The sequence below is a fragment of the Streptomyces albidoflavus genome, from assembly GCF_000719955.1.
Lineage (GTDB): Bacteria > Actinomycetota > Actinomycetes > Streptomycetales > Streptomycetaceae > Streptomyces > Streptomyces albidoflavus.
On sequence record NZ_JOII01000006.1, the window covers coordinates 73,930 to 92,402 of the forward strand.

Annotated in this window: 14 protein-coding genes; 11 read left to right on the top strand and 3 right to left on the bottom strand. The window is 73.7% G+C overall.

All coding sequences use genetic code 11. The features are described 5' to 3' along the window. The 5 genes from IF45_RS0108135 (at window position 1) to IF45_RS0108155 (ending at window position 4,360) form a co-directional block, all read left to right on the top strand. Window positions 1–690: a methyltransferase domain-containing protein gene (locus IF45_RS0108135; RefSeq protein ID WP_003947933.1), complete on the top strand. Its 690-nt coding sequence runs from the start codon at window positions 1–3 to the stop codon at window positions 688–690. A 59-nt stretch (window positions 691–749) separates the two neighbouring features. Beyond that, window positions 750–1,193: a PPOX class F420-dependent oxidoreductase gene (locus IF45_RS0108140; protein WP_030306492.1), complete on the top strand. Its 444-nt coding sequence runs from the start codon at window positions 750–752 to the stop codon at window positions 1,191–1,193. Between the two features lie 80 nt (window positions 1,194–1,273). Continuing rightward, complete coding sequence (locus IF45_RS0108145; RefSeq protein ID WP_030306495.1) at window positions 1,274–1,846, top strand: NADPH-dependent FMN reductase; 573 nt, start codon at window positions 1,274–1,276, stop codon at window positions 1,844–1,846. A 43-nt stretch (window positions 1,847–1,889) separates the two neighbouring features. After that, a complete protein-coding gene (locus IF45_RS0108150) occupies window positions 1,890–3,125 on the top strand; it encodes an ATP-grasp domain-containing protein (RefSeq protein WP_030306497.1) in 1,236 nt (411 codons plus the stop codon). Continuing rightward, window positions 3,122–4,360, top strand: coding sequence for an MFS transporter (locus IF45_RS0108155; RefSeq protein ID WP_030306499.1), 1,239 nt, complete (start codon window positions 3,122–3,124; stop codon window positions 4,358–4,360). Before IF45_RS0108150 ends, IF45_RS0108155 begins: the two co-directional genes overlap by 4 nt. Window positions 4,361–4,372: 12 nt before the next feature. On the opposite strand, the gene IF45_RS0108160 is transcribed toward IF45_RS0108155, so the two are convergent. Beyond that, a complete protein-coding gene (locus IF45_RS0108160) occupies window positions 4,373–6,319 on the bottom strand; it encodes an amylo-alpha-1,6-glucosidase (protein WP_030306501.1) in 1,947 nt (648 codons plus the stop codon). Window positions 6,320–6,354: 35 nt separating this feature from the next. Continuing rightward, complete coding sequence (locus tag IF45_RS0108165; RefSeq protein WP_026234997.1) at window positions 6,355–7,911, bottom strand: MGH1-like glycoside hydrolase domain-containing protein; 1,557 nt, start codon at window positions 7,909–7,911, stop codon at window positions 6,355–6,357. 136 nt (window positions 7,912–8,047) lie between these two features. Here IF45_RS0108165 and IF45_RS0108170 point away from each other — a divergent pair, with 136 nt between their 5' ends. The 5 genes from IF45_RS0108170 (at window position 8,048) to IF45_RS0108190 (ending at window position 16,979) form a co-directional block, all read left to right on the top strand. After that, window positions 8,048–9,265: an ROK family protein gene (locus IF45_RS0108170; RefSeq protein ID WP_018468061.1), complete on the top strand. Its 1,218-nt coding sequence runs from the start codon at window positions 8,048–8,050 to the stop codon at window positions 9,263–9,265. Window positions 9,266–9,579: 314 nt separating this feature from the next. Further along, complete coding sequence (locus tag IF45_RS0108175; protein ID WP_030306503.1) at window positions 9,580–11,457, top strand: GMC family oxidoreductase; 1,878 nt, start codon at window positions 9,580–9,582, stop codon at window positions 11,455–11,457. Between the two features lie 308 nt (window positions 11,458–11,765). Next, on the top strand, window positions 11,766–12,446 hold the full coding sequence (locus tag IF45_RS0108180; protein WP_100750447.1) for a hypothetical protein: 681 nt from the start codon (window positions 11,766–11,768) through the stop codon (window positions 12,444–12,446). Between the two features lie 721 nt (window positions 12,447–13,167). Beyond that, on the top strand, window positions 13,168–15,924 hold the full coding sequence (gene ppdK / locus IF45_RS0108185; RefSeq protein WP_030306505.1) for a pyruvate, phosphate dikinase: 2,757 nt from the start codon (window positions 13,168–13,170) through the stop codon (window positions 15,922–15,924). 269 nt (window positions 15,925–16,193) lie between these two features. Further along, entirely contained in the window at window positions 16,194–16,979 is a 786-nt protein-coding gene (locus tag IF45_RS0108190; RefSeq protein ID WP_010637756.1) for a sulfite exporter TauE/SafE family protein, read from the top strand. A gap of 152 nt (window positions 16,980–17,131) precedes the next feature. On the opposite strand, the gene IF45_RS0108195 is transcribed toward IF45_RS0108190, so the two are convergent. Continuing rightward, window positions 17,132–17,767: a hypothetical protein gene (locus IF45_RS0108195; protein WP_030306508.1), complete on the bottom strand. Its 636-nt coding sequence runs from the start codon at window positions 17,765–17,767 to the stop codon at window positions 17,132–17,134. A gap of 328 nt (window positions 17,768–18,095) precedes the next feature. On the opposite strand from IF45_RS0108195, the gene cutA reads away from it, so the two are divergent. After that, window positions 18,096–18,446 (top strand): divalent-cation tolerance protein CutA, encoded by a 351-nt coding sequence (gene cutA, locus IF45_RS0108200; protein ID WP_030306509.1) that lies wholly within the window; start codon window positions 18,096–18,098, stop codon window positions 18,444–18,446. Window positions 18,447–18,473: the final 27 nt, after the last annotated feature.

The window sequence follows — 18,473 nt, forward strand, 5'->3', positions numbered from 1 at the left end:
ATGCGGGACAGCACGGGATTCGACCGCGCCAGCGACCTGCTGCGGCGGCACACCGGTGACACCGGGCGCCCCGGCGAGTTCACCCTCCTGGACCGCGAATGGGAGCTGCTGGACGGGGTGTTCAGCCCGACCTACACCCCGGTCACCGGCCTGTTCACCACCTGGCTGCCGTTCCCCGACGGGGGCTCCTTCCTGGAGATCGGCTCGGGCACCGGGGTCACCGCCGTGGTCGCGGCCCAGGAGGGCTGCGCCTCGGTGACCGCCCTGGACCTGAGCGAGGAGGCCGTCGAGAACACCCGCCGCAACGCCGCCCGCCACGGCGCCGGGGACCGCGTACGGGTGCTCAGGAGTGACCTGTTCTCGGCGCTCGGGCCCGAGGAGCGCTTCGACCTCATCTACTGGAACTCCAACTTCGCCGAGCCGCCCGAGGGTTTCGTCAACGAGACCGACCTGCACCACGCCTTCTTCGACCCCGGGTACGACGCGCACCGCCGCTTCCTGCGCGAGGCCCCGGCCCGGCTGAACCCCGGCGGACGCGTCCTCCTCGGCTTCAGCAGCATCGGCAACGTCGAACTGCTGCGTGCCCTGGCGGCCGAATCGGGACAGAAGCTCACGCTCTTCAGAAGTCAAGGGCGAGAAGTGGACACGATGGTGATCGAGTTTCAGATGTGGGAGCTCACGGCGGAGTGACCTCCCCCACAATCGACGGGTCAGACCCACCGCACAGACGACCGACCGAAGGACCGCACGTGCCCCAGAACGACGACGCCCGCGACCGCACCCTCTCCCTCCTGGACGACATCAGCCGGGGTGTGCTGGTCACCCTGAAGAAGGACGGCCGCCCGCAGCTGTCCAACGTCGACTTCACCTACGACCCGGAGAAGGGCGTCATCCGCTTCTCCACCACCGACGGCCGCGCCAAGGTCCGCAACCTGCGCCGCGACCCCCGGATCAGCCTCCACGTCACCACCGCCAACGGCGGCGCGTACGCGGTCTTCGAGGGCACCGCCACCCTCTCCGACGTGGCCGCCGCCCCCGACGACGAGGCCGTCGAGGAACTGGTCGACGTCTACCGCGCCGTCCAGGGGGAGCACCCCGACTGGGACGAGTACCGCACGGTCATGGTCGAGGACGGGCGCCTCGTCGTCCGGTTCTCCATCGACCACAGCTACGGCTGGGTCCCCGGCGCCTGATCCTCGCCCCGCTCACCCCCGGCGGGGCGCCACCGCGCCCCGCCGTCCACCCCGCACCACCGGAACAAGGAGTCCCGCCCATGCCCCGCCTGCACGTCGTCATAGCCTCCACCCGCCCCGGCCGCACCGGCCCGGCCGTCGCCGACTGGTTCACCGGCATCGCCGAGAAGCACGGCGGGTTCGACGTCCACGTCGTCGACCTGGCCGAGGTCGGGCTGCCCCTGCTGGACGAGCCGCACCACCCCGCGGAGCGGAACTACACCCACCAGCACACCAAGGACTGGAGCGCCTCGGTCGACGCCGCCGACGCCTTCGTCTTCGTCGCCCCCGAGTACAACTACGGCATCAACGCCGCCCTGAAGAACGCCATCGACTACCTCTACTTCGAGTGGCAGTACAAGCCGGTCGGCATCGTCAGCTACGGCAACACCTCCGCCGGCCTCCGGGCCGCGCAGATGACCAAGCAGGTCGTCACCACGCTGAAGATGATGCCGGTCACCGAGTCCGTGGCGATCCACTTCATCGGCACCCACATCGCCGAGGAAGGCACCTTCCAGGGCACCGAGGGCATGGCCGAGGCCGCCGGCGGGATGCTCGACGAGATCGCCCGGTTCGCCGAGGCGCTGCGCCCGCTGCGCGAGCCCGCAGTCTGACCCGACCGCCCTGACAGCGCCCGGAACCCTGGAGGGGAACGCCGTGCAGCAAGCCCACATCATCCTGGTCGGAAGTGGCGGACAGCCCTACCGCGACTACGCCTTCCGGTCCCTGGCCGGACGGTACCGGCTCTCGGCCCTGCTGCCGACGGACCCCACCTGGCAACAGCCCCACCTCCAGGACTGGCGCACCGCCGACCTCACCGACCCGGACGCCGTCACCGGCGCCCTGAAGGAGCTGGCCGACGACGGCTCCGCGGTGCTCACCTGGGACGAGACCGTCCTGGAGGTCACCGCGGAGGCGGCGGGCCGGCTCGGCCTGCACCACATGAGCGCCCGCTCCGCCCAGCGCTGCCGGGACAAGTACCTCACCCGCCGCCTGCTGGACGAGGCGGGGCTGCCCGCCGTCCGCCACGGCCTCGCCCACACCGCCCGGGAGGCCGAGGAGATCGCCGCCCGCCTGGGCTTCCCCGTCGTCGTCAAACCCCGCGCCCTCGCCGGCAGCGTCGGCGTGGTCCGCGTCGAGGAGCCGGAGGCGGTCGCCGCCGCCTTCGAGCTGGCGGGCGGCGCCGGGTACGCCACCCTGCCGAACGGCCACGGTATCCTCGTCGAGGAGTTCCTCGACGGCCCCGAGATCAGCGTCGACAGCGCCGTCCTGGACGGCGAGGTGAGCTGTGTCCAGGTGGCCGCCAAACGCCTCGGCTACGCCCCGCACTTCGAGGAGACCGGCCACCTCGTCAAGGGCTGGGACGGCACCGAGCCGTGGGCCGATGAGGTCCGCGCCCTGGTCACCGCCGCCCACACCGCCCTCGGCGTGGAGGCGGGCGTCACCCACGCCGAGGTCCGCCTCACCTCCCGCGGCCCGCGCCTGGTCGAACTCAACGGACGGCTCGGCGGCGACCTCATCCCGTACGCGGGACAGCTCGCCACCGGCGTCGACCTGGTCCGGGCGGCCGCCGCCGTCGCCCTCCGGGAGCGGCCCGACCTCACCCCCACCCGCGCCCTCACCACCGAGGTCCGGTTCGTCTACCCGCCGCACGACGGGCGGGTCGCGGCCGTCTCGGTCGGCCGGGCCGCCGAACTGCCCGGCGTGGCCCACGCCGCCACCCTGGTGGCCCCCGGCGACACGCTGCTCCTCCCGCCGCGCCAGCCGATACCCCGGCTCGCGGTGCTCATCGCCGAGGCCGCCGACGAGGCCGGGTGCGCCGAGGTCCTGGCCCGGGCACTGCCGGAGGTCACCAGCGAGGTCGTCCCGCTCACCGGGGAGCCCGGCCGATGAGCCTGCTCGGCCGCTTCCGCCCGGTCGACCGGCTGATCGTCACCCACGGCCTGTCCTCCTTCTGCCTCGGCCTCGTCTTCCCGTACACCGCGATCCACCTCGCCGCCCAGCCCGGGGTCGGCACCGGCGGCGTCGCGCTCTTCTACGGCGCGGCCGGCGTCGCCAACCTCGCCGTCGCCCTCCTGCTGACCGGCGGTGTGCTACGGCTGCCCCGGGTCACCCTCGGCGTGCTCGGCACCCTGCTGTGGTTCGTCGGCTACCTGACGATGCCGTTCGTCTCCTCGCACGCCCTGGCGCTGGTGGCGGGCGTGGCCATCGGCTGCGGCCAGGGCGGCTTCCTCGCCGCGATCGTGCCGCTGGTCAACTCCCTGGTCACCGCCGAGGAACGCCGCAAGGTCTTCGCCCGCCGCTACGCGGTGCTCAACGCCACCCTTGCCGCCGGCTCCCTGGTGGCCGGCGCGCTGACGCTGGTGCTGCCGCGCGGCGTCATCCCGTACTTCTTCGTCGCCAACGCGGTGGGCATCCTGCCGCTCACCCTCGCCATGCTGATCGCGGGGCGGCACGCCCGGGCCGCCGACGAGGAGAAGGAGAAGGCCGGGGGAGGGGAGGACGGGCCGCTGCTGCCGATGGCGGCGCTGGTCCGGCTGGCCATGCCGGCCGCCGCCGTCCAGCTCGCCGTCTTCCTCTTCGGCTTCAGCCAGTTCGAGGCGACCGCGCCGCTGGTCTCCGAACGGCTCATGCAGATGGGCCTGTTCGTGGTCTCCATCCTGCTCGCCGTCAACGTCCTGGTGATCGTCTGCACCCAGCGCCTGGTGACCCGCCTCCTGGAGGGCCGCCCGGAGACCGACGGCCTGCGGATCGCGGTGGGCCTGTGGACCGTCGGCTACGCGGTGGCCGGGGCGATGGCCTTCCTGCCGTACGGCTTCCGCCTCACCGGGCTGCTGGTCTACGCCGTGCTCTTCGCCCTCGGGGAGTGCGCCTACTCCTGCTCGTTCCACCCGTGGCTGATCTCCCTGGTCCCCGACCGGGAGCTGACCCGGGCCAACGCGCTGGCCAACTCCATGATGGGGGTGGGCAACTTCGCCGGGCCCTCGATCGGCGTGGCGCTCGCCGTCACCGGCAGCGCGCCCGTGGTCTGGTTCGGCCTCGGACTGTGCTGCACCCTCATCACGGTCGCCGTCGGCCTGCTGGCCCGCAGGAAGGCGGCGAAGGCTCCCGCCCCCGCCGCCGCCTGACGCACCCCCGGCTCAGACCCCGCCGACCGCCGTCAGCAGGGCCAGCGGGGTCGCCGCCACCCGGGACTCCCGGACACTGGCGTACGGGTGCGGGACCGGGGCGGGGGAGTCGGCCCGGTCGTACCCGGCGGCCACCGAGGGCAGGCCGCCGCCGGTCAGCGCGGCGGCCTCGGCGAAGGCCGCCGCCACCCGCCGGGCCTCGTCGTGCAGCCCGTACCGGGCCAGCCCCAGCGCGGCCAGCGCGTTGTCGTGCGGCCAGACGGCGCCCCGGTGGTAGCCGAGCGGGTGGTAGGCGGGCTGGCCGGCGGCCAGGGTGCGTACGCCCCAGCCGGAGAAGAAGTCCGGCTCCAGCAGGCGGCGCCCGACCACCTCCCCGTACTCCTTGTCGAGCAGCCCGGACCAGAGCAGGTGCCCGGCGTCCGAGGCGAGCGCGTCGAGCGGGCGGCCGTCGGCGTCGAGGGCGAGCGCGGGGAAGCCCTGCGGCTCCAGCCAGAAGTCGCGCTGGAAGCGGTCCCGCAGATCGGCGGCGGCCTGGTCGCAGAGGTCGGCGTAGGGCAGGTCCGCCCAGACGGTACGGGCCAGTTGGGCGACGCGGCGCAGCGCGTCGTACGCGTACCCCTGGGCGCCCGCCGAGGTGACCGCGCCCACCGGGCGGGAGCCGTCGGCGCGGCACAGGGCGCCGGGGGAGTCCTTCCAGTGGTGGTGGGCGTGGCCGCCCTCGTCGGCCCGGTGCAGCAGATAGCCGCTGGTGGCGAGCCCGCCGTGGTCCAGCATCCAGCCGACCGCCGCCCGGGCGTGCGGCTCCAGCCGCCGCGCGAGCGCCGCCTGTCCGGTCTGCTCGGTGTACGCGCCGAGCAGCACCAGGAAGAGCGGGGTGGCGTCGACCGAGCCGTAGTACCGCCCGTAGGGGACCTGGCCGAAGTGGGCCAGTTCGCCGTGGCGCACCTCGTGGACGATCCGGCCGGGCCGGGCCGCCGGGTCGGCCGCGTCCGGGTCGTCCGGGGCCTGGGTCGCGGCCAGCGCCAGCAGGGTGGCCGCCGCCGGGGCCGCGCGGTACGGCAGTACGAAGAGCGAGGCCAGCAGGGCGTCGCGGCCGAAGAGCGCCGCGTACCAGGGGACACCGGCGCCCGGCACGAGCAGCGCCTCGCCCTCCGGCCCGGCCGCCTCCACCTGGAGCAGCGCCAGTTCGGTCAGGCCCCGGTCGGCGGCGGCCGCGAGAGCCGGCTCGGAGGCGGGGAGCCTGACGCCCGCGCGGTACTCCTCGACGCTCCGCGCCCGCCGGGCCACCGCGTCCGCCACGGTGGCCGGGGGCGTCCGGGGCGCCGGGGCGTCACCGGGCAACGCCCGCACCCGCACGGTCAGCACCGCCTCCCCGGCCGCGTCCGGGTCGAGCGTCCAGACCAGCCGCCGGGCCCCGGTCCCGGTCTCCTCCACCGCCTCGGGGGCGGGCGTGGCGGTGATCCGCGTACGGGCCAGCCAGCCGCCCCGCCGGTAGCCGAACTCCACGCCGTCGTCCAGGAGTTCACGGCTCCGCTGGAGCGCGGCCTTGACGTAGGTGCGGTGGTCGGAGCGCAGCTCGAAGAGGTCGGCGAAGTCCGCGTCGACGGTGAGCGCGATCCGCAGCGGCGCCGCCGCCGGGGTGTTCCGCACCACCCGCAGCCGGTCGACGAGACACCCGTCGCTCAGCGCCTGCTCCCGGAAGACGGTGTACGCGGGCGGCTCGCCCGGCCCCGACCGGGGCGCCAGCACGCACCGCAGCGTCTCCTCGCCGGAGGCCGGGACCAGCACGTCCGGCGCGGCCCCGTCCAGCGCCAGCTGCCACCGGCTGAGATGCCGCGCGTCCCGCACGAACAGCCCCTTCGGCACGGCCCCCCGGCCGGCCACCACCGCCTCCCCCTCGTCCCCGAGCGCGGCGAACGCGCCCCCGTGCACCAGCAGATGATGGTCTCGCCCGTTCATGGCATGGCCCTCCCTTGACCCCGTGCCGACAAGTCTCAGACGCGGACCCCGGCCGTCCGCCGGTCCGCCCACCGCCCCGCGCGCCCCGCAGCCGTCCGCACCACCGCGGCCGGTTCGCCCGCCGGCTCCTCGCTCAGCAGGTCCACGCAGAGCGCCGCCGTCCAGCTGAAGTCCCGCGTCCCGCAGCTCTCCTTGGTGTACGGGTCGACGTACTCGGCGAAGCCGGAGGCGGCGGCGGTCTCCACCAGCGCCGCCCGCAGCCCGGCGGCCAGGCCGCGTTCACCGTGGAGCCGCAGGCCCCGCTCCAGCAGCCAGTTGGTGTTGAACCAGGCCGGGCCCCGCCAGTAGCGGCGCGGGTCGAAGACGGGGCCGAGCAGGTCGTAGCTGGGGACCAGTTCCACCGGGCCGCCGAGGCCGAAGTGGGGACCGCACGCGGTGTGCACCAGGGCGTCCACCACCTGCGGCGGCAGGCCCGGCAGCAGCAGCGGGAGCAGCCCGCCGACGGCCCGCTCGGGGACGGGCGCGCCCTCGCCCCCGGGGCCGGCCGGCAGGTCGCGGCAGAGGAAGAGACCCGCTTCGGGGTCCCAGAGCCGTTCCACCAGCACCTCGGTCAGCCGTCCGGCGCGGGCCAGCCGCTCGGGCTCCGGCTCGCCCAGTTCGGCGGAGATCTCGGCGAGGGCCTGTTCGGAGGCGATCAGCAGGGCGTTGAAGGCGGGGTCCTCCACCGCGAACTCCGGCCCGTCCGCGCCGCCCGGGGCCCGGTCCGCGTAGCCGCCGTCCCGGTAGCGGACCGCGAGCCGGACGTACCGGCCGTAGTCCAGGTCGGTCGGGCGGTCGCTCACCGTGCCGTGGTCGAGGTCGGCGCGGCGGAAGGAGCGGGCCGGGGCCGGGGTGACGCGGGCGAGCGGCGCGTCCCAGCAGGGGCTGTTGTCCATGCCCTGTTCCCAGGGGTGGACCACCGAGGCGAGTCCGGCGCCGCCGAGGTCGCGCCGCTCCAGCAGGTAGCGGTGCCAGGCGGCGAGCTTCGGCCGCAGGCGGGCGAGGAAGCCGCGGGCCCGGGAGAGCCCCGGGTCGGCCCGGTGGACCAGGAGCGCGGCGAGCGCGTGCACCGGTGGCTGGACGATCCCGGAGGTTTCCACCGCCTCGGGGGCGCCGGCGCCCCGGCCGTCGGTGGAGGAGCGCCAGAAGCCGGGGCCGGGGAAGTAGGCGCCGGCCGGCACCTCCGGGTTGAAGACGATGTGCGGCACCCGGCCGTCGCCCCACTGGGCCGCCAGCAGCGTCTCCAGTTCGATCTGGGCGCGCAGCGGCGAGAGGTGGCGCAGGCCGATGGCGACGAAGGCGGAGTCCCAGGACCACTGGTGGGGGTAGAGCCCGCGGGAGGGGACCGTGGAGGTGCCGGTCCAGTTGGCGTGCAGCACCCGGGCGGCGGCGGAGCGCAGCCGGGGCGCCGCCTCGGGCGCGGAGAACGGCGGGACCAGGGTGAGCGAGCCGGGGGTGACGTCGGTCACCCCAAGATCGGATGCAATCGTAGGCACACGCTCCGCTTCGGGCGCGGCGGTCTCGGCTGCCGGGTCGGCGGCGGTGCGGTCCACGCGTTCTCTCCCCTGGAGGGTCGTACGGACGCACCACTGCCCCCGTCGTGCGGCAGTGGGTACCGTAGGGTTACGTCTATTTAACACGCAAAACTCACTGTGTAATGCACAGTTGATGAGCGCAAGGGGGTAGGACATGTCGAGTTCGGCCGGAAAGGCCGGTCCCCGGGCCGGTGCGGGGGATCTGCTCGCCCTCGTCCGGAGCGGCCGCGCCACCACGCGCGGCGCCCTCCAGCAGGCCACCGGACTCTCCCGCGCCACCGTCGGCCACCGCCTCGACCGGCTCTTCCGCGCCGGATGGCTGCGCGAGGGCCCGGCCGACCCCGGCGGCTCCCCGCTCGGGGGACGCCCCTCCGTACGGCTGGAGTTCGACGACCGCCACGGCCTCGTCCTCGCCGCCGACCTGGAGACCCGGCACGCCCGCGCCGCCGTCCTCACCCTCGGCGGGGAACTCCTCGCCGAGCACACCGGTCCCCTCGACATCGCCGCCGGACCCGGCCCGGTCCTCGACACCCTCGGCCGCTGGTTCGCCGCCCTGCTCGTCCAGGCGCGGAGCCCCGCCGACGCCGTGTGTGGGATTGGTCTCGCCGTGCCCGGACCGGTCGACCACGCCACCGGCCGGGTCGTCCAGCCGCCGATCATGCCGGGCTGGGACGGGGCACCCCTCCCCGGCCTCCTCGGCGACGCCTTCCGCCGCCACTGCGGCGCCCCGCCCCCGCCGGTCCTGGTCGACAACGACGCCAACCTCATGGCCTACGGCGAGCAGCGCCACGCCCACCGCGACTGCGCCGCCTTCGCCCTGGTCAAGGTCTCCACCGGGATCGGCGCGGGCGTCGTGGTGGACGGCGGGATCTTCCGGGGCGTCGACGGGGGCGCGGGCGACATCGGCCACATCCGGGTCCCCGCCGGGCAGGACGCCCGCTGCACCTGCGGGGCCCACGGCTGCCTCGCCGCCATCGCCAGCGGCCGGGCGCTCGCCGCACGGCTCACCGAGGCCGGGGTCCCGGCAGCCTCCGGCTCGGACGTCCGCGACCTCCTCGCCGCCGGGCACCCCGAGGCGTCCCGGCTGGCCCGCGAGGCCGGCCGGCACGTCGGCGAGGTCCTGGCCACCGTCGTCACCCTCCTCAACCCGGGCGTCCTGATGATCGCCGGCGACCTGGCCGGCACCGCCTTCCTCACCGGCGTCCGGGAACTCCTCTACGAACGGGCCCTGCCCCGCTCCACCGCCCACCTGGAGGTGGTCACCTCCCGGCTGGGGGAGCGGGCCGCCGTGCGCGGCGCCGGGGCACTCGTCGTGGAACACGTCTTCGCCCCGGAGCGCGTGGAGGAACGGCTGGCGGCCCTTTCCCTGTGAGGGGTGGGGCTCAGCCGGCGGCGGCCCCGGCAGGTACGCGATCTCCGGGTTGGCCCCGGTGTCGAGCGCGTCGGGGAAGGCGCTGACGGAGCACCCCGCGAAGGGCGAGGCCACCTTCCCCCTGCCCGCCGCGACCAGCGAGACGCGCCCGTGGCACAGCGTGACGACGAACCGGTCCTCGGCCGGCGACCGGTCCAGCGTCCCGGTGACCTCCTCGCTCTCCGCAGGCGCGCCAGGCACCCCCGCCCGCCCGGTGGCGGCCCCCACCACCCCGGGGCAGAGTGGCCGCGAGGGGGACGACGAGGAGGTCCCGCATGTCCCAGCCGTCACCCCGGAACGGGCAGGAGTACGACTTCGTCGTCGTCGGCTCCGGAGCGGGCGGAGGCCCGCTCGCCGCCAACCTGGCCCTCGCCGGACACCGGGTGCTCGTGCTGGAGGCGGGCGGGGACCACGACTGCCCGTACCGCTCGATCCCGATCATGCAGTCCTTCGCCAGCGAGGACCCGGACATGGCGTGGAACTTCTTCGTCCACCACTGGGACGACCCGGCGACCGCGCGCCATGACCAGAAGTTCGACGAGGCCCGGGACGGCGTCCTGTACCCGCGTGGCAGCTCACTGGGCGGCAGCACGACGGTGAACGCGCTGATCACCCTCTTCCCCCAGGGGGAGGAGTGGCGGCGGCTGGCCGAGCTGACCGGGGACCCCGGCTGGGGCGTCGAGGCGATGCGGGAACGGTTCCGGCGCCTGGAGAACTGGCAGGGGCAGGACGCCGAGCCGCTGCCGGGCGAGAGCGCGGCCGAGCGGGACGCGAAGGCACGGCACGGCAGGGAGGGCTGGCTCGCCACGACGCGCGCCGCCCCGGGACTGGCCCCGCGCGAGCCCCGGTTCCTCGACATCATCGGCGCCGTCGAGCAGACCGCCCGCGCCCGCTTCGGCATCCCCGACGACGTCCCGCTGCCCCGCGATCCCAACGCCGCCGACACCCCGCCGGACTTCCAGGGGATGGCCTTCATCCCGGTCGCGGTCGACCAGGGCGTGCGCAACGGCACCCGCGAGCGGCTGCTCGACGTCCGACGGCAGGTCGGCGACCGTCTGACGATCAGGACCGACACCCTGGTGACCCGCGTGATCGTCGAGGACGGCCGCGCGGTCGGCGTCGCCTACCGCGAGCAGCGCCGGGCCTACGGCGCCGCGCCGGAGCGCACCTGCCGCCTCTCGCCCGACCCGGCGGACAGGGGCGAGGCCGAGCCCGTGACCGGCGAGGCGTACGCCTCCAAGGAGGTCGTCCTGGCGGGCGGCACCTACAACACCCCGCAACTGCTCATGCTCTCCGGCATCGGCCCCCGTGCCGAACTCGACCGCCTCGGCATCCCTGTGCTCGTCGACGCCCCGGGCGTCGGGCGGAACCTGCACGACCGGTACGAGGCCTCCGTCATCGCCGAACTCGACCGCAACTACCCGCTCTTCGACGGCTCCACGCTCGACGTCCCCGCCCCGGGCGAGCGGGAGGACGCGCTCATCGCCGAGTGGCGCGCCGGGCACGGCGGCCCGTACGGGACCAACGGCCAGCTCGCCGCGATCATCGGCCGGTCGAGCGTCTCCAGGGGCGACTCCGACCTCATGCTGCTGGTGACGCCCCTCGACTTCCACGGCTACTACCCGGGTTACGCCCAGGACGGCACCCTCGCCCACGACCGGCTGGGCGTGGTCGTGCTCAAGGGCCACACCAGGAACCGCGGCGGTGCGCTGACCCTGCGCTCGGCCGACCCCACGGACCCCCCGGAGATCCGGTTCCGCTACTTCGCCGAGGGCACCCCCGGCTGGGAGGAGGACCTGCGGGGCCTCGCCGACGGCCTGGAACTGGCCCGGGAGTTCCTGGACCAGGCCGCCGCCTCCGCCGGCGTCGTACGCGAGCTGGTCCCCGGTCCCGAAGTCCGCACTCCCGACCAGCTCATGGAGTGGGCGCGGACCCAGTCGTGGGGCCACCACGCCTGCGGCACCGCGAGGATCGGCGCCGACGACGACCCCGAAGCCGTGCTCGACGGCGATTTCCGGGTGCGCGGAGTGCCCGGGCTACGTGTCGTGGACGCCTCGGTCTTCCCGGACATCCCGGGCCTGTTCATCGCCTCCGCGGTCTACCTCGCCAGCGAGAAGGCCACCGAGGCTCTGCTGGCGGAACACCCTGCCTGACTCCGTCAGACGGCAACCGTGCCGGAGGTGAAGAGGCCGCAGCGGTCTTGCCCCGCACCTGCCGGTCCACCAAAGTCTTGAGTCCAGGTGCGCCGCCGACCTCGAGTGTGGCCGATTCGCATCGAACCCCTCCCGGGGACGGGCAGCCTGTAATCCCTCGGGACGTGGATCGACGCAGAGATGCCGGTCCTGGTTTCGTACATGGCAGCTCGTTGGAGCTGCACCTGCTGATCGGCGCCTGGGAGCGCACGTTCAAGCAACTCCCATTTCCAGTAGGCGAGTTCGTCCGTAACCAAGGAGAGTCCCCCGTGGCATCCAGGAGCGAGCAGCGCATGATGGCGGACCGCCTCGGTGTCCGTGCCGAAGCCGCTGAGTGGTGCACGATCGACAAGATCCCCCAGCCTCCCGCGGAGGTTCTCCGGGCCGCCGGCCATCCCCCGCTGCGGCCGGGGAGACTTCGCCCTCTGGGCATGGTCGGCGCGGCGCTCGCGCTGCTTTTCGCGCCGCTCGTCATGCTGTTGTCCCTTTTGTCCGACGCGAAGGAAGCGCTGAAGCGGGCCCTCGCGACGAAGTCCGAGAGGGAGCGGCTGCGCGCCAAGGACGCCGCCGACAGGCGGCGGGACGCTCTCATCGCCGAGCGCGGACTCGACCAGGTCTTCGACGGGAACTGGCACGGCGACGCGGGGCGTTTCCTGCTGGGCTGGTACAGCCGCTCCGCTCACCCCGAACGGCTCGTCGTCGCGGTGGAGGACGGGATCGTCCTGGCGGCTCCGCCGAAACGCGTGTCGGTCGGAAAGGAGAAGCACATGCGCGTGGTCGCGCGTCTCTCCGGCTCCGAGGCCGTCCTCGTCGACCCGTTCAACGGCGAGTTCGACACCCGCATCGTCCTGGTCCGCTTCCGGGACCGCTCCTGGCTCCGTCTGGGGACGGTCGAGCCGCGCGGTGCGCTGCACAAGCACCTGCTTCGTCAGCCTCTTGCCGACAGTTGACCCGCCCGGTCTGCAGGACGGGTCAGCTGTCGGCGCCCCTTGCTCCGCGCCTGCTTCGCTCGTTCTGCCGGGCGTGGGTGGGGATGGATGCCGATGTGGCTCGTAGTGGAGACGCCGCAGGCGGCACCAGCCCGTCTCCGTCGCGACGAACGACGAGGCCACATCCCCCAAGCCGCAGCCTCGTCACTTGAGCACGGTTGCGGCACTTGGCCCCGCTCATCCGAGCACACCCCACCCCCGCCCCCGGATTGGCGCAAACCCGCGCCCCCGCGGGGCCATCCGTGCGGCACCCCGTGCCGAGAGTGCCGGTATGCGGTGTGAGCTGTTCGCCTGGCGTGCGGAAGTGGTCCACATGGTGGCCCGAACCCCTGGCGTAGGGCGTGATTCTCGCCACCCCTGATCGGGCCTCTGCTCAGATGAGCGCGAATTGGGGGTCTGCACTTGTCAAAGGGTGGCACTGGGTGCCAATGCTCGATCATTTTTGAGCCGAACATCAATGTTGCCGAGCGTCACCGAATCGGCCCCGGAGTCTCACGTTCCGCTTTTATCCGTTCGACTCTTGAACGCGGATTCTTGATCCGCGCTCCCTTGCGATCACTTTAGATCTGCTGGCAGACGGGTGGCGGCAGCCCCATGACGCGCAAGTGGACGTACCGAGGAGCCTTCGATCTGGGTATGTTCCTCGCCGTCAGGGCAGCCAGTCCGCGAGGAGTCGAATCCCGTGTCGGAATCGAAGAACACAGAACCCGCCGTAACGAACGCCGGTGCCGAGCAGGCGCACGCGCAGAAGTTCGTCTACGACTTCACCGAGGGCAACCGCGACCTCAAGGACCTTCTCGGCGGCAAGGGGGCCAACCTCGCCGAGATGACCAACCTGGGTCTGCCCGTCCCTCCGGGCTTCACCATCACCACCGAGGCGTGCAAGACGTACCTCGACAGCGGTGACGAGCCCAAGGAGCTCCGCGACGAGGTGAGTGCGCACCTCGACGCCCTGGAGCGGACCATGGGCAAGAAGCTCGGCCAGGCCGACGACCCGCTGCTGGTCTCGGTGCGCTCCGGCGCCAAGTTCTCGATGCCGGGCATGATGGACACCGTCCTCAACATCGGCCTCTCCGACAAGTCCGTGAAGGGCCTCGCCGCGCAGTCCGGCGACGAGCGCTTCGCCTGGGACTCGTACCGCCGCCTCATCCAGATGTTCGGCAAGACCGTCCTCGACGTCGACGGCGACCTCTTCGAAGAGGCCCTGGACGCGGCGAAGAAGGCCAAGAAGGTCACGGTCGACACCGACCTGGACGCGGCCGAGCTGAAGAAGCTCGTCACCAAGTTCAAGAAGATCGTCAAGGCCGAGGCCGGGCGCGACTTCCCGCAGGACCCGCGCGAGCAGATGGACCTCGCCATAAAGGCCGTCTTCGAGTCGTGGAACGGCGACCGCGCCAAGCTCTACCGCCGCCAGGAGCGCATCCCGCACGACCTGGGCACCGCGGTCAACATCTGCTCCATGGTCTTCGGCAACCTCGGCCCCGACTCCGGCACCGGCGTCGCCTTCACCCGCGACCCCGCCAGCGGCCACCAGGGCGTCTACGGCGACTACCTGCAGAACGCCCAGGGCGAGGACGTCGTCGCCGGCATCCGCAACACCGTGCCGCTCGCCGAGCTGGAGTCGATCGACAAGAAGTCGTACGACCAGCTCATGGAGATCATGGAGACGCTGGAGACCCACTACAAGGATCTCTGCGACATCGAGTTCACCATCGAGCGCGGCCAGCTCTGGATGCTCCAGACCCGCGTCGGCAAGCGCACCGCCGGTGCCGCCTTCCGCATCGCCACCCAGCTCGTCGACCAGGGGCTCATCGACGAGGCCGAGGCGCTCCAGCGGGTCAACGGCGCGCAGCTGGCGCAGCTGATGTTCCCCCGCTTCGACGAGACCACCTCCGTCGAGACCATCGGCCGGGGCATCGCCGCCTCGCCCGGTGCCGCCGTCGGCAAGGCCGTCTTCGACTCGTACACCGCCATCAAGTGGTCGCGGTCCGGCGAGAAGGTCATCCTGATCCGCCGCGAGACCAACCCGGACGACCTGGACGGCATGATCGCCGCCGAGGGCATCCTCACCTCGCGCGGCGGCAAGACCTCGCACGCCGCCGTCGTCGCCCGCGGCATGGGCAAGACCTGTGTCTGCGGCGCCGAGGACCTGGAGGTGGACACCAAGCAGCGCCGGATGACCGCGCCGGGCGGCCTCGTCGTCGAGGAGGGCGACGTCGTCTCCATCGACGGCTCCAGCGGCAAGGTGTACCTCGGTGAGGTGCCCGTCGTGCCCTCGCCCGTCGTCGAGTACTTCGAGGGCCGGATGCACGCCGGCGCCGACGACGCCGACGAACTGGTCGCCGCCGTCCACCGGATCATGGCCTACGCCGACCGCGTCCGCCGCCTGCGGGTGCGCGCCAACGCCGACAACGCCGAGGACGCCCTGCGCGCCCGCCGGTTCGGCGCCCAGGGCATCGGCCTGTGCCGCACCGAGCACATGTTCCTCGGCGAGCGCCGCGAGATGGTCGAGAAGCTGATCCTCGCCGACACCGACGCCGAGCGGGAGAGGGCGCTGGAGCAGTTGCTGCCGCTCCAGAAGAAGGACTTCGTCGAGCTGTTCGAGGCGATGGACGGCCTGCCCGTCACCGTCCGGCTCCTCGACCCGCCGCTCCACGAGTTCCTGCCCGACATCACCGAGCTGTCGGTCCGCGTCGCCCTCGCCGAATCCCGCCAGGACGCCAACGAGAACGACCTGCGCCTGCTCCAGGCCGTCCACCGCCTGCACGAGCAGAACCCGATGCTCGGCCTGCGCGGCGTCCGTCTCGGCCTGGTCATCCCCGGCCTGTTCACCATGCAGGTCCGCGCCATCGCCGAGGCCGCCGCCGAGCGGAAGAAGGCCAACGGCGACCCGCGCGCCGAGATCATGATCCCGCTGGTCGGCACCGTCCAGGAGCTGGAACTGGTCCGCGACGACGCCGAGCAGGTCCTCGCCGAGGTGCAGAAGGAGACCGGCGTCGACCTGAAGCTGGCGCTCGGCACCATGATCGAGCTGCCCCGCGCCGCGCTGACCGCCGGCCAGATCGCCGAGGCCGCCGAGTTCTTCTCCTTCGGCACCAACGACCTCACCCAGACCGTGTGGGGCTTCTCCCGGGACGACGTGGAGGCCAGCTTCTTCACCGCCTACCTGGAGAAGGGCATCTTCGGGGTCTCGCCCTTCGAGACCATCGACAAGGACGGCGTCGGCAAGCTCGTCCGCGACGCGGTCGAGGCCGGCCGGGCCACCCGCCCCGACCTCAAGCTCGGCGTCTGCGGTGAGCACGGCGGCGACCCGGAGTCCGTCCACTTCTTCCACGAGGTCGGACTCGACTACGTCTCCTGCTCGCCGTTCCGCATCCCGGTCGCCCGGCTGGAGGCCGGCCGTGCCTCGGCCGCCTCGAAGGGCAGCGACAGCCGCTGACCCGCGACCTCCGGAGCCGCCCGCACGCCAGCCCCTGACCCTCACCGGCGTGCACCGCGTAAGGTTCCGGTTCCACCCTGGACCGGACCCGTCGCCACCCTTGTGCGGGGGAGCGCCGGGCCCGGTCCGGTGACAGAGCCCCTGGGTCCCGCTTCACGAGGGCGGGCCCCAGGGGCGCTGTGGTGTCCGGGGCCCGGGAGCGGGCGTGCGCCGTCTCGGCCCGTGGGCTCCCGAGGGGCTGGGCGCGCCTCCCCGATAGGGTCATGCCCATGCCTGACATAGCCCTGACCAGCATCATCCTGCTCTGCGTGGCCGCGCTGGCCGCCGGCTGGATCGACGCCGTGGTCGGCGGCGGTGGGCTGCTCCTGCTGCCCGCGCTGCTCCTGGGGCTCCCCGCCAACACCCCCGCCGCCTTCGCCCTCGGCACCAACAAGGCCGTCGCCATCGTCGGCACCACCGGGGCCGCCGTCACCTACGCCCGCCGCGCCCCCGTCGACGTCCGCACCGCCGTCCGGATCGGCCTGGCCGCGCTGGCCGGCTCGACCGGCGGCGCCTTCTTCGCGGCGGGGATGAGCACCGAGGTGCTCAAGCCGGTGATCATGGTGGTGCTGCTCGCCGTCGCCGCCTTCGTCATCCTCAAGCCCGCCTTCGGCACCACCGCGCCCCCGCCGGGCCCGGTCTCGCGGCGCCGCACCCTCGCCGCGATCGGCCTGGCCGGCCTCGGCATCGGCTTCTACGACGGGCTGATCGGCCCCGGCACCGGCACCTTCCTGGTGCTGGCGCTGACCGCCGTCCTCCACCTGAACCTGGTCACCGCCTCCGCCACCGCGAAGATCGTCAACTGCTGCACCAACGCCGGCGCGCTCGCCATGTTCGCCTGGCAGGGCACCGTCTTCTGGCAGCTCGCCGTGGTGATGGCCGTCTTCAACCTCGCCGGGGCCACCCTCGGCGCCCGCACCGCCCTCAAGCGGGGCAGCGGCTTCGTCCGGATCGTCCTGCTGGTCGTCGTCCTCGCCCTGGTCGCCAACATGGCGTACGAGCAGTGGATCGCCTGACCGGACCGGCCCTCACCTGATCCCGCGCGCCAGCAGCCACAGCCCCAGGCAGAAGAAGAACCAGGTCCCGGCGCCGACGGCCAGCGTGACCGCCCTGCGCCGCGACAGCCCCGCCGCCCCGGCCGCGCGGACCGGACGCCGGGCGGGCCCGGTCAGAGCCCGCCGCCACGCGTGTGGCGGTGCAGCAGCCAGGTGCCGCCGGCGGCGGCCAGCCCCAGCGCCGCCACCCCGGCCGTGACCTGCACCGGGTCGGTGCCCAGCGCCGAGTCGACGCCCGCCACGGAACCCTGGGTCACCTTCTCCCCGGCGGCGTCCGCCGGTTCGCCCCCGGGCCCCGAACGCCCCTCGGGCCGCTCGCCCGGCAGCAACTCCTCCCGCTCCCGGGAGTCGTCCTCGCCCAGCGAGGTGAGCCTCACCACCAGATCCGCGGCCACCACCTCTCCCTGCGGGCAGCGCGCCACGATCTCGTACGTCCCCGGGACCGCCGAGCGCGGCACCCGGAAGGTGCCCCGCGCCTCCTCGCCCTCCGCGTCCGGCGCCAGGCTGAACCGCCCCGCGCCGACCGCGCCCGCGTCGCCCGTGACGGTCCCGCCGCCCCGGCCCTCCTCGGCGCAGGCGCCGGTCAGCAGGGTGACCGCGGCGCCGGGCGCCACCTGCCGGGGCTCGACGGCCGCCCGCCCGCCGCCCCCCGCGTCGGCGTACGCGGCCGGGGCGGCGGACAGGGCGAGACCGGCACCGAGGGCGGCGGCCGCTCGGACCGTACCGGTCAGCAGACGGGCAGTACGCATGGTGCTCCTTAGCCACAGACGACAGCGGCACACGGGTGCCGCCGGGGCGCGTCCCCGCTACCGAGGTAAAGCCGCCCCGCCGCGCACCGCCTGTCGGACACCTCGTCACAGCCCCGCGCCCGCCCAGTCGGCTGACGCCTCGTCGGCCTCGTCGGCGCAGGTCACAGCAGGTGTACCCGCGAGCGGCCGCCCCTTCCCCCGCCCCGCCGGTGAACGGGTGACCCGCACCCCCGACCGGCCCAACCCCCTCGCCCGCCCGCCGTCCGACGTACCGTGAGCGCGACACTCAGCCCGAGGAACCCGAGTAACCCCAGGAGAGGGAACCGAGATGACCGCCCCGCAGGAGTCCACGCCCCCGCCCGCGCTCGTCGTCGTCACGACCGTCGACACCCCCGACCGGGCCGAGACGCTGGCCGCCGGAGCCGTCGAGGCCCGTCTCGCCGCCTGCGTACAGATCGTCGGCCCCGTGACCTCGGTCTACCGCTGGCAGGGCGCGGTCGAGAACGCCCGCGAATGGCAGCTCCACCTCAAGACCGCCGAGTGGCGCTACCCGGCCCTGGAGGAGTGGCTGCTGAGCCACCACGACTACGACACCCCGGAGATCCTCGCCGCCCCCGTCACCGGCAGCCCCGCCTACCTCCGCTGGATCGCCGAGGAGACGGCCCCTGACGCCGGGTGAAATCCCCGTGCGGGCCACCCCGCCCGC

What these genes read in the sequence shown, in the direction of transcription:
- cutA (WP_030306509.1), top strand. Translation starts at nt 18,096, where the DNA reads ATGACCGCCCCGCAGGAGTCCACGCCCCCGCCCGCGCTCGTCGTCGTC.
- IF45_RS0108190 (WP_010637756.1), top strand. Translation starts at nt 16,194, where the DNA reads ATGCCTGACATAGCCCTGACCAGCATCATCCTGCTCTGCGTGGCCGCG.
- IF45_RS0108160 (WP_030306501.1), bottom strand. Translation starts at nt 6,319, where the DNA reads ATGAACGGGCGAGACCATCATCTGCTGGTGCACGGGGGCGCGTTCGCC.
- IF45_RS0108135 (WP_003947933.1), top strand. Translation starts at nt 1, where the DNA reads ATGCGGGACAGCACGGGATTCGACCGCGCCAGCGACCTGCTGCGGCGG.
- IF45_RS0108175 (WP_030306503.1), top strand. Translation starts at nt 9,580, where the DNA reads ATGTCCCAGCCGTCACCCCGGAACGGGCAGGAGTACGACTTCGTCGTC.
- IF45_RS0108195 (WP_030306508.1), bottom strand. Translation starts at nt 17,767, where the DNA reads ATGCGTACTGCCCGTCTGCTGACCGGTACGGTCCGAGCGGCCGCCGCC.
- IF45_RS0108170 (WP_018468061.1), top strand. Translation starts at nt 8,048, where the DNA reads ATGTCGAGTTCGGCCGGAAAGGCCGGTCCCCGGGCCGGTGCGGGGGAT.
- IF45_RS0108155 (WP_030306499.1), top strand. Translation starts at nt 3,122, where the DNA reads ATGAGCCTGCTCGGCCGCTTCCGCCCGGTCGACCGGCTGATCGTCACC.
- IF45_RS0108145 (WP_030306495.1), top strand. Translation starts at nt 1,274, where the DNA reads ATGCCCCGCCTGCACGTCGTCATAGCCTCCACCCGCCCCGGCCGCACC.